Raw genomic sequence first — 14,149 nt, 5'->3', positions numbered from 1 at the left:
ATGAAGAAATTCGTGATGGCAGCCGTTGCAGGCACGGTCGCGGGGGTGGTGGCAACCACTCAGATCGCCGGACCGCTGCTGGCGCAAGAGGCCGAGAAGACGACCAATGTTTACGAACAGCTCGATCTTTTCGGTGATATTTTCGAACGCATCCGCGCCCAATATGTCGAAGATGTCGACCCCGGTGACCTGATCGAAGCCGCCATCAACGGTATGCTGACCTCGCTTGATCCGCATTCGTCCTACCTGTCGCCCAAGGACGCCGAAAAGATGCGCGAGCAGACGCGCGGCGAATTCGGAGGCTTGGGCATCGAGGTCACCCAAGAAGAGGGTTTCGTCAAAGTCGTCTCTCCCATCGATGGCACCCCTGCTGCTGAGGCCGGAATTGAGGCAGGGGATTTCATCACCCATGTCGATGGTGAAAGCCTCTTGGGTCTCGGCCTCGACGATGCGGTCGAGATGATGCGCGGGCCGGTGGGGTCGGAGATCCTTATCACCGTGGTGCGGGAGGGCGAACCTGAGCCCTTCGACGTCTCGATCGTGCGTGACACGATCCAACTGACCGCCGTGCGCGCCCGCACCGTGGGCCAAACTGCCGTGCTGCGTCTGACAACTTTCAACGAGCAGACCTATCCGAAAATGAAGGAAGGTCTGGAAAAGCAGATCGAAGATGCGGGGGGCATTGAGAATATTAACGGCATCGTGATCGACATGCGCAACAACCCTGGCGGCCTGCTCAACCAGGCGATTGCCGTGTCGGATGCCTTCCTCGAAGAGGGGGAAATCGTCAGCACCCGTGGCCGTGACATCGAAGACGGGGACCGCGTGAACGCCACGCCGGGTGATCTCGCGATGGGCAAACCGATCGTGGTGCTGATCAACGGGGGCTCTGCTTCGGCCTCTGAGATTGTCGCGGGGGCCTTGCAAGATCACCGCCGCGCCATCGTCATCGGCACCAAAAGCTTTGGCAAAGGGTCGGTCCAGACCGTCATGCCGCTGCGCGGTGACGGGGCCATGCGCCTGACCACGGCGCGGTATTACACGCCATCGGGCCGGTCGATCCAAGCGCTTGGCGTTTCGCCGGACATCGTTGTGGCCCAACCCCCAGCGGCACCGGAGGCCGAGGAAGACGAGGCCTTGTCCGCACGTCCCCTGCGCTCGGAAGCTGATCTGCGCGGGCGGTTGAACAATGACAGTCTGACCGACGACCAGATCAAACAGATCGAAGAAGACCGCGAAAAGGCCCGCACGGCTGCCGAGTTGCGCGAAGAGGATTACCAACTGGCCTATGCCATCGACATTCTCAAAGGTCTGTCGGCTCTGGGCCCGAACGAGTAACGGGGCCTTCCCCGAAATGCGAAAAGCCCCGCTGGCAGCAGCGGGGCTTTTTTGTGGCGTATGCAGCGCTGCGCTCGAACGGTTTGCAGCCTAACCTGTTTCGCGGCAATGCCGACGAAAGGCGCGTTTCAGCATGTCGAGTTCGGCGCGCAGGAGGTCCATTTCGGCGCGCATGTCATCACCAAGCGCTTCATCCGCGATGAGGGTCACATGACCCAAGGGCTCACCGCTGCCCTTTTCGGTGATGAGCAGCGTCTGCACCCCATCGGCGATGGCTTCGGGCGGAATGGGGACCGTGAGTTGCCATTGGCCCGCTGTGTCAGTTGGGGTCACGGTCACATCCGGCACCTCTGCACCCTGATGGGTGGCGCTGATCTGCGGTGCCTCCGTCCCGTCCTTAGCGCTCAGCACGCCCTGCCAGAGGCCTTGGAGCAGCACGGTTTTGGTCAGGTCAAATCGGCTCATCACGGGGTTCCTAAATCTGGGCACGGGGGCGGCGGGAGAAGGTGAGGTCGCGCAGCACCACTTGGTTCATGTCCGGCCCCTCAAGGATCAGGTCGATCCACGCAGCTTCGATGCGTTTTTCGTTGAGGTCAGTATAGGCCAGATCAAACTCGACAGTGATGCTCCCCTTGTCGCTGGGCAGTTCGCGCACGATCTGTTCGGTATTTGGGCCGTGGCGGATGTTGAGCCGGGCAAAAATCTCAAGCGGATGCTCCAGTTGCACAATCGTATCCATGCGGATCACATGGCGGCGTTTCAGCCCAGTGATGGCTTCGGTGGGCAGATCGACCACAAGCGACAGGAACGACCCGTCGAATTTGAACACGTCGAGTTTCAGCCCATAGGGAGCCAGATCGGCCTCGCGCTGGTTGCGTAACTGGCGCAGGGTCAGTTCCGATTGCGCGCAGTCGTGGAACAGGGTCACCTCCGCGCCCAGCATCGATTTGGTCTCGACCGCAGAGATCCCCGGCGTGGCAAGCGGGCCCCGCCAAAGTTCGGGCCGCCACGCCCAATCGGCGTTATGGGGTTTGGGAAAGCCAGTGGCACCGATCACTGGCAGGGCCAGCCGTTCGTCCGCGCGGTGGATCAGCCGGTCCAGATGCGCGCGCAGCAGGCGGGCGCGGTTGCGTTGGCGGCGCAGGGTGGCAAGGTCAGCGGTGGCCGCTTTGCGAGCTACGCGTGCCCAGCGTTGCAGCGCGCGGGCATAGAGCTTGCCTTCCAGATAGCCGCTGCGGAAGTTGACCATGGACCTGCGCCTCTCGTTTTGCCGCAGTCTATGGAAGGCAACGGTTTCGTTCAAATAAATAGCCCCGCGATTGTTTCCGGGCGCGGGCAGTGTTGCCGATTTGGAAACAGCGGGCGGGTCAGGAACCCGCAGTTGGCGCGTTTGAGCTTTTGCTGCGGCTTTGGCGGATGAGGTCAGCCACCAAGGCGCGCCCCTCTTCCGAGATCGCGCGGCTTTGTGGGGCGCCGTAAAGGGTGACGCTGGCGACATGGCCGCCGATCCGGGCCGTGCCACGCCAGTGGCGGGGCGACATGCCTTCGGCGGGCACCGGACCTTGAGCGACAAAGATCGTTGCGCCCTCGACGCTACCCGTCTCTTGTATCTGTGTCAGTCCCGCGGCCTGAGCGACCTGCTGCGGCGTGGGCAAGGGGGCGTCACCGTCGGCTTCGGTCAGCGCAAGCGTCAGGATGCCTCGCGGCGCGGCGGTGACCATATCCGGCAGGCCAAGCGCATCACAGCGCGCCATCAGGGCAAAGCGGCTTTTGAGGCTTTTCGGGTCGATGCAATAGCCCTGCGGGGGCACTACCTGCACCGCGCCCCCGGCGAGGGAAGTTTGCAGCAGTGGTTTTTCTGGCGCGCTACTGCTGCCGCCAAGGGAAAAACCCTGCCCGCCTTCACAGGCGGACAGGGTGAGCAACACAAGCGCCGCGAATGGGCTTTTAGAGGTCCATGTAATCATGGGTCTCGGCCTGAGCGCCCGGATGTGTCACCGCGCCAAGGTAGGTGGGACCCACGAGCTTGGCGTATTTCCACAGCGCGCCGCTTTGGTAGTTCGTGGCACGCGGGCCGGTCCAAGCCTTGCGGCGCTCGGCCAGTTCCTCGTCCGAAAGATCAACGCTGATGCTGCCGGTGATGGCATTGAGGGTGATCATGTCGCCATTCTTCAACAGGGCAATCGGCCCACCGTGCGCGGCTTCGGGACCAACGTGGCCTACGCAGAAACCACGTGTCGCGCCGGAGAAGCGACCGTCGGTGATCAGCGCGACTTTCTTGCCCATGCCCTGACCCGAAAGTGCTGCCGTGGTCGCCAGCATCTCGCGCATACCGGGGCCGCCTGCGGGGCCTTCGTTGCGGATGACAAAAACATCGCCCTCGGAGTAGGCGCGGTTTTGCACGGCTTCAAAGGCGTCCTGCTCGCATTCAAACACCAGCGCGGGGCCGGTGAAGACGATATCGTCTTCGGACATGCCCGCGATTTTCACGATGGCGCCTTCTGGGGCGAGGTTGCCTTTCAGGCCCACGACACCGCCGGTCTTGCTGATCGGAGTGGCGACCGAGTGGATCACCTTGCCGTCGGCCTCGCGGTCGATGCGGTCAAGCTCTTCGCCGATGGAGCGGCCTGTCACGGTCAGGCAATCGGTGTGCAGCAGCCCTGCCTTACGCAGCTCCTTCATCACCACCGGCACGCCGCCCGCGTCGTAGAGGTCTTTGGCCACATATTGGCCACCCGGTTTCATGTCGACAAAATAGGGCGTGTCGCGGAAGATCTCGCAGACGTCTTCTAGGTAGAACTCGATCCCGGCCTCATGCGCCATCGCCGGCAGGTGCAGGCCCGCGTTGGTCGAGCCGCCGGTGCAGGCGACGATGCGTGCCGCGTTCTCGAAGGCTTCGCGGGTGCAGATGTCGCGGGCGCGGATGTTCTTCTCGATCAGGTTCATCACCGCGGCGCCCGAGGCTTCGGCATAGGCGTCGCGGCTTTCATAGGGCGCGGGCATGCCGGACGAGTTCGGCAGCGCAAGGCCGATGGCCTCGGATACACAAGCCATGGTATTGGCGGTGAACTGGCCGCCGCAAGCACCGGCAGAGGGGCAGGCCACGCGTTCGAGCACGTCCAAAGCGGCTTGCGACATGGTGCCGTTTTGGAATCGGCCCACGGCTTCGAACATATCCTGCACGGTCAGATCGCGGCTGGCGAAATCTTCGGGAACGTCGGCCCCCGCAGGCGCTTTGCCCGGCAGGATCGACCCGCCATAGAGGAAGACCGACGGTACGTTCAGCCGCAGCATCGCCATCATCATCCCCGGCAGCGACTTGTCACAGCCCGCAAGACCCACGATGGCGTCATAGCAGTGGCCGCGCATGGTCAGCTCGACCGTGTCGGCAATCGCTTCGCGCGACGCGAGCGAAGAGCGCATGCCCTCGTGACCCATCGCGATGCCATCGGTGACGGTGATGGTGGTGAATTCGCGTGGCGTGCCCTTTTCGGCGTGCACGCCGATCTTCACCGCCTGCGCCTGACGGTTCAGCGCGATGTTACAGGGGGCAGCTTCGTTCCAGCAGGTGGCAACGCCCACCAGCGGCTGGTGAATCTCTTCTTCGGTCATGCCCATGGCATAGTAATAGGACCGGTGCGGCGCGCGGGCCGGGCCTTCGGTCACGTGGCGGCTGGGCAGCCGGGATTTGTCGAAGCGGGGCGTGGTGGACATCGGTGGGCTCCTTGAAACGTCTTGAATGGAATAGTCGGGCAGGGGCGGTGCTGCAAGGCTTTGGCGCGGATGAGGCGGGGGAACTGTTGTATTGCAGCGTGTTAGGGCATAGGTTCTGACCTTCTGGCGCGGTCGGTTGGAACCGCCCGCAAGCGTGAAAGCCCGGCATATGCTCTGCAAGAACCACTCCCGATCTGACCTGCGCCGCTCATGAACTGGCGGCCTGATTACAGCGCGCATGCGGAGTTTGTCGCGCCCGCGCGCCGTTCATCGGCGCTTTGGCGGTTTTTCTTGGGGCTGTTCGTGGCGGTGGTGGCCTATGTCGCGCTGAACGAGCTCTACTTCCAGACAATCTATGCCTTCGCAGGAACATCGGCGGCATCGCTGCATGGCAACCTGCTGAAAGGCGCTACGCCGCAGGCGATGTATCTCCTGCTGTTCAGCTTTGGGACCATGGCGATGGCCGTCGGTGTGACCGTGCGGGTGGTGCATCGGCGCAATGCGGGCAGCCTATTGGGCGTGTCCGGGCGGCTTTGGCCAAGTTTTCGCGCGGTGTCTTTGGCAATGTTGCTGCTGGGGGCTGTGTTGCTGATCCTGCCGCCGTGGGACATGGGAGGCGATTTGACAGCCAACCTGCCCCTAGGCCGTTGGTTGCTGCTCTTGCCGCTGTCGCTGCTGGCCGTGCTGGTGCAGGTCAGCGCCGAAGAGATCGTCTTTCGCGGCTATGTGCAGCAGCAACTGGCGGCACGGTTTAACTCTCCGTTGATCTGGATGGTACTGCCTTCGGCGCTTTTCGCGCTTGGTCACTACCTGCCCGCTGAGGCAGGGGAGAACGCCCTGATGGTGGCGCTCTGGGCCGGTGTTTTCGGGATGCTGATGGCCGACCTTACCGCGCGCTCCGGCTCGCTTGGGCCTGCCATTGCGGTGCATCTGTGGAACAATGTCTCGGCCATTCTCATTTTCTCTCTGCCGGATGATCTGTCCGGGCTGGCGCTGTACCTTACGCCCTTTTCGATGGATGACGCGGCGGCGTTGCGCACATGGTTGCCGGTGGACTTTGCGTTGATGCTGGTCTCGTGGTTGGCCGCGCGGCTGGCGATACGCCGCTGATTGCAATTTCCCCATGCGGGGATTATCTGGGACGGAACCACAGCAGAGGCCTGCCAATGAACTGGATCACAAATTACGTCCGCCCGCGAATCAACTCGATCTTCTCGCGCCGCGAGACGCCGGACAACCTGTGGACCAAGTGCAATGAATGCGGCACCATGCTGTTTCACCGCGAGTTGTCGGACAATCTGAACGTCTGCACCAACTGCGGCCATCACATGCACATCAGCCCGCGTGCACGGTTCAAGGCGCTGTTTGACGGCGGCATCTTTACCGAGATTAAAGTGCCCGCGCCCACGCCGGACCCGCTCCATTTTAAGGATCAGAAGCGCTATCCCGACCGGATGAAAGCGGCGCAAAAGCAGACCGGTGAGCATGAGGCGATGCTGGTCGTCACTGGCGATATTGGCCGCACGCCGATCGTTGCCTGTGCGCAGGATTTCTCCTTCATGGGCGGTTCCATGGGGATGTATGTCGGCAATGCGATTATCGCTGCCGCCGAAGAGGCCGTGAAGCTGAAACGCCCGCTGGTGCTGTTCTCCGCCGCCGGTGGCGCGCGGATGCAAGAAGGTATCCTCAGCCTGATGCAGATGCCGCGCACCACGGTCGCTGTGCAGATGCTGAAAGAGGCTGGCTTGCCCTATATCGTGGTGCTGACCCATCCGACCACGGGCGGCGTCACCGCGTCCTACGCGATGTTGGGCGACGTGCAGATTGCGGAGCCGAATGCGCTCATCTGCTTTGCCGGGCCGCGCGTTATTGAGCAGACCATTCGTGAAAAACTGCCCGAAGGCTTTCAGCGCGCGGAATATCTGCTCGACCACGGGATGCTCGACCGGGTGACCAAACGGACCGAGATGCGTGATGAGTTGATCACCATCACCCGTATGCTGATGGGAATGACGCCTGCCGTACGCGGCGATCTGCCCGCGCCTGAGGAAGTGGAAGTGGCCGAAGCCGCCGCCGCTGTTCAGGCTGCAGCGGATCTGCCTGCCGACAAGCCCAAGAAGAAATGAGCACGCCTTCATCGGACGTCATCCTTGAACGGATGATGGCGCTGCACCCCAAGATCATTGACCTTACGCTCGACCGGATGTGGCGGCTGCTCGAGGCCTTAGGCAACCCGCAGAGTGACCTGCCGCCGGTGATCCATATCGCCGGCACCAACGGCAAAGGCTCGACCCAAGCGATGATCCGCGCGGGGTTAGAAGCGGCAGGCAAAACGGTCCACGCCTATACCTCGCCCCACCTTGCGCGGTTTCATGAGCGTATCCGGGTCGCGGGGGAGTTGATATCCGAGCCTGACCTCGCCGCCGTTTTGGACGAATGCCACGCCGCCAACGGTGGCGAAGAAATCACCTATTTCGAGATCACCACTTGCGCCGCGATCCTTGCCTTCTCGCGGGTGGCTGCCGATTACACGCTGCTCGAAGTGGGCCTTGGCGGACGCTTGGACGCGACCAATGTGGTCGATCCGGTTCTGACGGTGATCGCCCCGGTTTCAGTCGATCATCAGCAGTATCTAGGCGACACATTGGCCGAGATCGCGGGTGAGAAGGCGGGCATTATCAAGCGGTTGGTGCCCTGTGTGGTCGGCCCGCAAGAAGAGGCCGCGCTTGAAGTGATTGAGGACCGCGCCGCGAAACTTGGCGCGCCTCTGTTGGCCCATGGTCAGCAATGGCATGTCGGGCCCGAAGCTGGGCGTATGGTCTATCAAGATGAGCGCGGCCTGCTTGATCTACCGCGTCCCAATCTGCCCGGTGATCATCAGATCATGAATGCCGGTGCTGCGCTGGCAGCGCTGCGCCAGCTTGGAATCGATGTGGAGGCTTGCGAGGCTGCGGTGACGCAGGCGCAGTGGCCTGCACGGATGCAGCGGCTGTCGGATGGCCCGCTGGCGCGCATGGCGCCCGAGGGTGAGTTGTGGCTGGACGGTGGCCATAATCCTGCCGCCGGAGAGGCGTTGGCGGCGACGCTGGCCGCCCTGCCGAAACGCCCGACGCATTTGATTTGCGGGATGCTGAACACCAAAGACATCGCCGGATATCTGCGCCCATTGGCGGCGGAGGCAGCTAGCCTCACCGCCGTGTCGATCCCCGGCGAGGCAGCAACCCTGCCTGCCGAGGCCACGGCGAAGGTGGCGCACGATGTTGGCATTGAGGCTGGCGAGGCCGAGAATGTCACCGCGGCACTAAAGGCGATTATCGCCCGCGATCCCCATGCACGTGTGCTGATCTGTGGCTCGCTCTACCTCGCCGGTAGCGTGTTGCGGGAAAACGTCTAATTAACCATATTTGGGCACCCCGCTGCTGTACGGTGCAGATGTGGTGTATCTTGGTCTGAGGAAGTCTCCCCTTTCGAATTTGACCGAGGTGTCCCCATGCGCAACTTTACTCAACCGGCGCGTCACGATCAGGACGATGCACGGAAATATCAATTTATCTTCATGGCGATAGGTGTCGCGATCATCGCGGCGGGCCTGTGGTGGCTTTACGAGGTCGAACGGCCTTATCACCCGATTTTGCAAGGCAATGACCTGCATATGCAGACGGTCAGCGATTCCTGATGTGGCATTAGGGGGTGATTAACGCCCCCAGTCCTCACTTTGCATTTCGCGCAGACGTGACGCCGTGCGCTCGAATTCAAAGGTGCCTTCGCCCTCTAGATACAGCATCTCCGGCACAGCGGCGGCAGAGCAAATCAGCCGCACCTTCGCTTCGTAAAGCGCGTCGATCAGGGTGACGAAACGCTTGGCCTCGTTAAAGTTCGTCCGACCAAGCGAAGGAATGTTATCCAGCAGCATAACCCGCACGGCCTGCGCCAACGCGAGGTAATCCGCCGCGCCCAAAGGCTGTCCACAAAGCGCGTGGAAACCGGCGCGGGCCATGCCGTTGTGGAATGCCGGGATCACGACCTCGCGACCTTTGACATGCAGCGTCAGCGGCTCGCCCTTGGTGCCAGCTAGATCATCCCAAACCGCATCCATCGCCGCGCGGCTTTCCGCATTCACGGGGGTGAAATAGACCTGCGAGCCCGCCAGCCGGTCTTGACGATAGTCGGTGGGGCTGACCAGTTCATGCACCACCATCCGCTCTTTGATCAGCTCGATAAACGGCACAAAGACTTCGCGGTTGATGCCGTTTTTATACAAAGCGTCGGGCAGGCGGTTGGAGGTCGTCACGACCACGACCCCAGCGGCGAAGAGTGCCTCAAACAGGCGGCCCACGATCATCGCATCGGTGATGTCGGTGATCTGCATTTCGTCGAAAGCAAGCAGGCGCACGCTCTCGGCCACGTCGCGGGCAACGGGCGCGATGGCGTCATCCACCCCGGTCTTGCGGACCTCATGCATGGCGTTGTGGATTTCTTGCATGAAGGCGTGGAAATGCACCCGCCGTGCAGGGATGTCGGGCAGATGCGCCACGAACATATCCATCAGCATCGACTTGCCGCGCCCCACGCCGCCCCAGAGGTACAGGCCCTTGGGCGGTTCGGGGGCCTTGCGAAAAAAGCTCTTCTTCGGTGGGTTGGTCAGAGCGTCGCGGATGCGGTCAAACTCCGCCATCACGATTTCTTGGGCCGGATCGGCCCTGAGTTTGCCCTCGGCGACAAGCTGGGCATAGGTCTCGCGCATATTTCTCATGGCGGGAGAGATAGCGTGCTGCTGGGGGATAGGAAAGGTGGACTTGTGGAGATGGCCCGGCGCCTGCGCCTTGGTTCCGGGCCTGAGCGTTTACCAGTCCGTCGGACCCTTCTCGGCGAACTCATGCACCAGAAAATCGATAAAGGCGCGGACCTTGGGCTGGGTGAACCGGCCCGGGGGATAGACGGCATAGATGCCTTGGGTCTCCAGCGGCAGTTCGGGGATTGCGTCTTCTACCAAGCCTTTCTCCATCGCCTCAGAGTACAGAAAGCTTGGCAAATAGGCGATGCCCAGCCCCGAAATCGCGGCGTTAAGCAGGCTTTGCCCGTCATTGACCGACAACCAGCCCGCGGTACGGACCTGCCGCTTTTCCCCCGAAGGTGCGGTCAGTTTCCAGACATTGCCCGAGGATTGGTTCGAGTAATGCAGCAGTTTGTGATTGTTCAGATCGTCGATCTTTTCCGGGCGGCCATACTGCTCGAAATACTTCGGGCTGGCGATCATGCGTTTGGTCGTCTCGGTCAGCTTGCGGGCGCGCAGGGTGCTGTCTTCCAATTCCCCAATGCGCACGGCCATGTCGAAGCCTTCTGAGATCAGTTCCACATAGCGGTTGTTCAGCACCATATTCACTGTGATGTCAGGGAAATCCGAGAGGAAATCCGACAGCGCGGGCGATAGATGATTCACGCCAAAGTCTGTTGCCACCGAAATCCGCAACAGGCCCGAAGGCGCGGATTGCATGGATGTGACAAGTGCATCGGCTTCGCCAGCGTCATTAAGCACCCGGCGGGCGCGGTCGTAATAGGCAAGGCCAATCTCGGTGGGCGAGACGCGGCGGGTTGTGCGGTTAAGCAGCCGTGCGCCCAAGCGGGCCTCTAGCGATGACACATGCTTTGAGACAGCAGATTTCGAGATCCCCATCTTCTTGGCAGCATCGGTAAAACCACCCTGATCCACAACTGTGGCAAACGCTTCCATTTCCGTAAGGCGGTCCATTGCCTGTCCCTTCGCATTAAACTTGTTGGGATCAGCTATGGGCTGCAATTCAGGCAGGATCGGGGCAGAGGCAAGACAGTCCCGTGGTCTTTGCGGGGATCGTTCATGGCATGGAAACGGCAGAACAATCGGTTTCCACTGGGTTCAGAGCCAGCGCAGCCATTTCAGAACCGCCAGCATAATCGCGGCAAGGCCGACCATGGCAAGGCACAGGATCGCAAAGGCACGCGGATCATCGACGCCCGGCATCCCGCCCACGTTCACGCCGAAGAGCCCGGTCAGAAATCCCAAGGGCAGGAAAACGGCAGCAGCGATGGACAGCACATAGCCATGCCGCGCTTGGCGTTGCGCCACTTGGTTGTCGTGCTCGTCTTGGACGGTAACGATGCGTTCTTGAAGGGCGTCCAACTCCTCCACCACGATGGCGGTGCGGTTGGCCAGTTCGCGCAGTTTCATCGAATCAACATCCGGCACCAAGGGCAGGTCCAACTGCGCGAGCCGCTCCAGCGCCGCACGCTGCGGGGCGAGGTAGCGCTCCAGTTTGATCGTGCTGCGGCGGGTGACTGGCAGGTCTTTCGGCGGCGGGGTGCTAAGGTCTTCGAGATCGGTCTCATAGAATGCCGTGCGGTCCGCCAGCCGGGCAACCTCGGTCTGGACCCGTGCGGTCAGCCTGGAGACAAGCGCCTCCAAAAAGGCAGAGGGCTGGCGTGGGGCATTGTTTTGGGTGGCAAGCGTGCGCAGCTCATCAATGGCAAAGACCCGGCGCATCCGCACCGTGATCACCACCGCATCCGTGACCCACATGCGGATTGAGACCATCTGATCGGCCTGCTGCCCTTCGTTCAGGTTGATGCCGCGCAGATTGAGGATCAGACCTTCCTCATACTCGTCACAGCGCGGTCGGGTTTCCGGTTGCAGCAGAGCGCCTGCCGGAATTTCCGGCAAATGTTCGGCCAGCCACGGTTCCAGCGCCGGATCGGCCATGTCGTAATGCCACCAACGGTAGCGCGCAGGCCCGGTTAGATGGCTATCTTCGGGCACGGAGGTGGTGCCGTCATCATATATGTCGAAGACGCAGAGGGGCATAATCACCTATGGGCTGGCAGACGCTGCGGTGATTTTGCGGGTTGCGCGCGCCGGGTGCAAGGGCGCGCGCGCCAAGGGCTTAGAGGGCGGCGGCCAGACGTGTGCCTTGATTGATCGCGCGTTTCGCGTCGAGTTCTGCCGCCACATCCGCACCTCCGATGACGTGACAGGGGGTGCCACGGGCCTCCAGCGTGTCAGCAAGGCTGCGGTCAGAGAGTTGCCCGGCGCAGAGCACGATGGTGTCCGCCTCGATCAACGTCGGCTTCTCCCGCGTCTCGCCAAAGGAGATGTGCAGGCCGGCTTCGTCGATCTTCTCATAGTTCACACCCGCGATCATCTGCACGTTGCGCATGGTGAGTGAGGCGCGGTGGATCCAGCCTGTCGTCTTGCCCAAACCTTTGCCGGGTTTGCTGGTCTTGCGTTGCAGCATGGTGATCTGCCGCGCAGGCGCGGGGGGCTGTGGCCCTTCGGGGGCCAGCCCGCTGCGATGCTCGCCCGGATCGGTGACACCCCATTCGCGCATCCATTCGGGCAGGTTCAGCGTGCTGCTCTCGCCATCGTGGACAAGGTGTTCAGACACATCAAAGCCGATACCGCCCGCCCCGATCACGGCGGCCCGCTGACCGACCTTTGCCGTGCCGTTCAGCACATCAATGTAGCTCACGACATTGCCGCCGTCTTGCCCCGGAATTTGCGGATCGCGAGGCACCACGCCGGTGGCTATGATCACCTCGTCAAAGCCGCTGAGCGCATCGGCGGTGGCTTCGGTCTCTAGCTGTACGGTCACGTCATGGACCTTGAGCATGGTACGATACCAATCGACCAAGCCCCAAAACTCCTCTTTACCTGCGACCTGTTTGGCGAGGTTAAGTTGCCCGCCAATCTCACGCGCGCGGTCTATCAAAGTAACATTATGCCCGCGCTCGGCGGCGGTGATTGCGGCGGACAGGCCAGCAGGGCCAGCGCCCACGACGGCCACAGATTTCGCTACCGCCACAGTTTCAATCCGCAGTTCCGTTTCATAGCAAGCGCGCGGGTTCACAAGGCAGGTCGATATCTTGCCGCCGAAGGTATGATCAAGACAGGCTTGGTTGCAGGCGATGCATGGGGCGATCTGGTCGGCCTTGCCTGCCTTGGCCTTCGCGAGGAAATCGGCATCTGCCAGCATCGGACGGGCAAGGCTGACCATATCGGCGCAGCCGTCCGCCAGCACCTCTTCGGCGACCCCGGGTGTGTTGATCCGGTTCGAGGTGATCAGCGGGATGCCCACCTTGCCCATCAGCTTTTTCGTCACCCAAGAGAACGCCGCGCGGGGCACTGAGGTGGCAATCGTCGGGATCCGTGCCTCATGCCAGCCAATGCCGGTGTTGATGATCGTGGCTCCGGCTTTTTCGATCTCCTGCGCCAGTTGCACGACCTCCTCAAAGGTCGAACCATTGGGGATCAGGTCAATCATCGACAGACGGTAGATCAGGATGAAATCCGCGCCCACCGTCTCGCGCACGCGGCGCACCACTTCGATCGGCAGGCGCATGCGGTTCTCATAGGACCCGCCCCAGCGGTCTTCGCGTTTGTTGGTATGGGTGACGAGGAACTGGTTCAGGAAGTAGCCCTCCGAGCCCATGATCTCTACCCCATCATAGCCCGCCTCACGCGCGCGCAGGGCGCAGGCGGCGATGTCACTGATCTGTTTCTCAATACCTTCCTCGTCCAACTCCTTGGGCGCGAACATTGAGATCGGGGATTTGATGGCGCTTGGGGCTACGCATTCGGGGGTGAAGGCATAGCGGCCCGCGTGCAGGATCTGCATCGCGATCTTGCCGCCTGCCTCATGCACGCGCTGCGTGATGATACTGTGGTTGTCCACGTCCTTTTGGGTGACCATCATCGCCGCGCCATGGGCAACAGACCCTTCGCGGTTCGGCCCAATGCCGCCTGTTACCATCAGCCCGACATCGCCCCGTGCGCGGGTCGCGTAGAATTCAGCAACGCGGTTCCAGTCCTGCGTCTCTTCCAGCCCGGTGTGCATTGACCCCATCAGCAACCGGTTCTTCAGCGTGGTGAAACCAAGGTCAAGCGGGGCAAGCAGGTGGGGGTAGTCGGACATGGCTTTACCTTTCTGGGTGGGCTGGGTCACTGTGACACCATCGGAAACGGCAGGGCAAGTCACGCGAAACGCCGCGTCAAGGATGCCGGTGCCGAAACGTCAAAGCCGCAATGTGACCGCTTTGAGCCGCGCCGTGGTCGTGCTAACTCCCTCAT

General features: G+C 61.8%; 13 protein-coding genes. 5 read left to right on the top strand and 8 right to left on the bottom strand.

The window, feature by feature from the left end:
* The gene (locus K3759_RS15945; RefSeq protein WP_259983277.1) at positions 1–1,338 is read left to right on the top strand and encodes a S41 family peptidase; all 1,338 of its coding nucleotides are present in this window, start codon (positions 1–3) and stop codon (positions 1,336–1,338) included.
* A gap of 90 nt (positions 1,339–1,428) precedes the next feature.
* Here K3759_RS15945 and K3759_RS15940 read toward each other — a convergent pair whose 3' ends face one another.
* The 4 genes from K3759_RS15940 to ilvD all read right to left on the bottom strand — a co-directional run bounded on the left by K3759_RS15940 (position 1,429) and on the right by ilvD (position 5,052).
* Entirely contained in the window at positions 1,429–1,803 is a 375-nt protein-coding gene (locus tag K3759_RS15940; protein ID WP_259983275.1) for a hypothetical protein, read from the bottom strand.
* Between the two features lie 10 nt (positions 1,804–1,813).
* Positions 1,814–2,587, bottom strand: a complete 774-nt coding sequence (locus K3759_RS15935; RefSeq protein WP_259983273.1) for a DUF6478 family protein — start codon at positions 2,585–2,587, stop codon at positions 1,814–1,816.
* A 118-nt stretch (positions 2,588–2,705) separates the two neighbouring features.
* Positions 2,706–3,305, bottom strand: a complete 600-nt coding sequence (locus K3759_RS15930; RefSeq protein WP_259983271.1) for a hypothetical protein — start codon at positions 3,303–3,305, stop codon at positions 2,706–2,708.
* The gene (gene ilvD / locus K3759_RS15925) at positions 3,286–5,052 is read right to left on the bottom strand and encodes a dihydroxy-acid dehydratase (protein ID WP_259983269.1); all 1,767 of its coding nucleotides are present in this window, start codon (positions 5,050–5,052) and stop codon (positions 3,286–3,288) included. The genes K3759_RS15930 and ilvD overlap by 20 nt, the downstream gene beginning before the upstream one ends.
* Positions 5,053–5,262: 210 nt before the next feature.
* Here ilvD and K3759_RS15920 point away from each other — a divergent pair, with 210 nt between their 5' ends.
* The 4 genes from K3759_RS15920 to K3759_RS15905 all read left to right on the top strand — a co-directional run bounded on the left by K3759_RS15920 (position 5,263) and on the right by K3759_RS15905 (position 8,728).
* On the top strand, positions 5,263–6,162 hold the full coding sequence (locus tag K3759_RS15920; RefSeq protein ID WP_259983267.1) for a CPBP family intramembrane glutamic endopeptidase: 900 nt from the start codon (positions 5,263–5,265) through the stop codon (positions 6,160–6,162).
* 56 nt (positions 6,163–6,218) lie between these two features.
* Complete coding sequence (accD, locus tag K3759_RS15915; protein WP_259983265.1) at positions 6,219–7,178, top strand: acetyl-CoA carboxylase, carboxyltransferase subunit beta; 960 nt, start codon at positions 6,219–6,221, stop codon at positions 7,176–7,178.
* Positions 7,175–8,446, top strand: coding sequence for a folylpolyglutamate synthase/dihydrofolate synthase family protein (locus K3759_RS15910; protein ID WP_259983263.1), 1,272 nt, complete (start codon positions 7,175–7,177; stop codon positions 8,444–8,446). Before accD ends, K3759_RS15910 begins: the two co-directional genes overlap by 4 nt.
* Positions 8,447–8,542: 96 nt before the next feature.
* Positions 8,543–8,728: a hypothetical protein gene (locus tag K3759_RS15905; protein WP_259983262.1), complete on the top strand. Its 186-nt coding sequence runs from the start codon at positions 8,543–8,545 to the stop codon at positions 8,726–8,728.
* A gap of 18 nt (positions 8,729–8,746) precedes the next feature.
* Here the strand turns inward: K3759_RS15905 and zapE are convergent, their stop codons facing one another.
* From zapE to K3759_RS15885, 4 genes are all read right to left on the bottom strand, one after another.
* Positions 8,747–9,805, bottom strand: a complete 1,059-nt coding sequence (gene zapE / locus K3759_RS15900; RefSeq protein WP_259983260.1) for a cell division protein ZapE — start codon at positions 9,803–9,805, stop codon at positions 8,747–8,749.
* Positions 9,806–9,895: 90 nt separating this feature from the next.
* Positions 9,896–10,801, bottom strand: a complete 906-nt coding sequence (locus tag K3759_RS15895; protein ID WP_093927428.1) for a LysR family transcriptional regulator — start codon at positions 10,799–10,801, stop codon at positions 9,896–9,898.
* 144 nt (positions 10,802–10,945) lie between these two features.
* The gene (locus K3759_RS15890) at positions 10,946–11,887 is read right to left on the bottom strand and encodes a zinc transporter ZntB (RefSeq protein ID WP_243261675.1); all 942 of its coding nucleotides are present in this window, start codon (positions 11,885–11,887) and stop codon (positions 10,946–10,948) included.
* A gap of 79 nt (positions 11,888–11,966) precedes the next feature.
* The gene (locus K3759_RS15885) at positions 11,967–13,994 is read right to left on the bottom strand and encodes an NADPH-dependent 2,4-dienoyl-CoA reductase (protein ID WP_259983256.1); all 2,028 of its coding nucleotides are present in this window, start codon (positions 13,992–13,994) and stop codon (positions 11,967–11,969) included.
* Positions 13,995–14,149: the final 155 nt, after the last annotated feature.

It is taken from the genome of Sulfitobacter sp. W027 (assembly GCF_025143985.1).
Classification (GTDB): domain Bacteria; phylum Pseudomonadota; class Alphaproteobacteria; order Rhodobacterales; family Rhodobacteraceae; genus Sulfitobacter.
The sequence above is the reverse complement of the archived record's forward strand: the minus strand, read 5'-3'. Positions and strand labels throughout refer to the sequence as shown.

Coding starts and splice junctions, on each gene's coding strand:
- K3759_RS15945 (WP_259983277.1), top strand. CDS start 1: ATGAAGAAATTCGTGATGGCAGCCGTTGCAGGCACGGTCGCGGGGGTG.
- K3759_RS15940 (WP_259983275.1), bottom strand. CDS start 1,803: ATGAGCCGATTTGACCTGACCAAAACCGTGCTGCTCCAAGGCCTCTGG.
- K3759_RS15935 (WP_259983273.1), bottom strand. CDS start 2,587: ATGGTCAACTTCCGCAGCGGCTATCTGGAAGGCAAGCTCTATGCCCGC.
- K3759_RS15930 (WP_259983271.1), bottom strand. CDS start 3,305: ATGATTACATGGACCTCTAAAAGCCCATTCGCGGCGCTTGTGTTGCTC.
- ilvD (WP_259983269.1), bottom strand. CDS start 5,052: ATGTCCACCACGCCCCGCTTCGACAAATCCCGGCTGCCCAGCCGCCAC.
- K3759_RS15920 (WP_259983267.1), top strand. CDS start 5,263: ATGAACTGGCGGCCTGATTACAGCGCGCATGCGGAGTTTGTCGCGCCC.
- accD (WP_259983265.1), top strand. CDS start 6,219: ATGAACTGGATCACAAATTACGTCCGCCCGCGAATCAACTCGATCTTC.
- K3759_RS15910 (WP_259983263.1), top strand. CDS start 7,175: ATGAGCACGCCTTCATCGGACGTCATCCTTGAACGGATGATGGCGCTG.
- K3759_RS15905 (WP_259983262.1), top strand. CDS start 8,543: ATGCGCAACTTTACTCAACCGGCGCGTCACGATCAGGACGATGCACGG.
- zapE (WP_259983260.1), bottom strand. CDS start 9,805: ATGAGAAATATGCGCGAGACCTATGCCCAGCTTGTCGCCGAGGGCAAA.
- K3759_RS15895 (WP_093927428.1), bottom strand. CDS start 10,801: ATGGACCGCCTTACGGAAATGGAAGCGTTTGCCACAGTTGTGGATCAG.
- K3759_RS15890 (WP_243261675.1), bottom strand. CDS start 11,887: ATGCCCCTCTGCGTCTTCGACATATATGATGACGGCACCACCTCCGTG.
- K3759_RS15885 (WP_259983256.1), bottom strand. CDS start 13,994: ATGTCCGACTACCCCCACCTGCTTGCCCCGCTTGACCTTGGTTTCACC.